Genomic DNA, 318 nt, shown 5'->3' with positions numbered 1-318 from the left:
TCAGCGACAGGAGGTAGGCTTTCGATGCCGGATAGGTCGCGTTGAGAGCCTCGGGTACAAAGGCGACGATCGAGGCGATGTTGATAATGGCTCCGTTTCCGCGAGCGCCGAAGGCAGCCGCCGCGGCAGCCGCCAGCCGCGTCGCGGCGACAACATTGAGCCGTAGCAGCGCGGCAAGCTCGTCGGGCGGTGTCTGCGAGAATGGCGAGGTGATCGCGCGACCGGCGTTGTTGACCAGCATGGTGATCGCAGGATCCTGGCGAAGCCTGGCCTCGACACGTCCGAGCGCATCGAAATCCTCTAAATCGGCCACCATCA

Annotated in this window: 1 protein-coding gene; it reads right to left on the bottom strand. The window is 63.8% G+C overall.

Features of this window, described 5'->3' with window-relative positions:
• Positions 1 to 316, bottom strand: a 316-nt coding sequence (locus AX750_RS19710) for an SDR family NAD(P)-dependent oxidoreductase (RefSeq protein ID WP_156462468.1), incomplete at its 3' end; no start/stop codon positions are given.
• Positions 317 to 318 lie beyond the last annotated feature (2 nt).

This window comes from Methylobacterium sp. CCH7-A2 (genome assembly GCF_001557075.1).
GTDB classification, from domain to species: Bacteria; Pseudomonadota; Alphaproteobacteria; order Rhizobiales; family Beijerinckiaceae; genus Allobosea; species Allobosea massiliensis.
The sequence above is the reverse complement of the archived record's forward strand: the minus strand, read 5'-3'. Positions and strand labels throughout refer to the sequence as shown.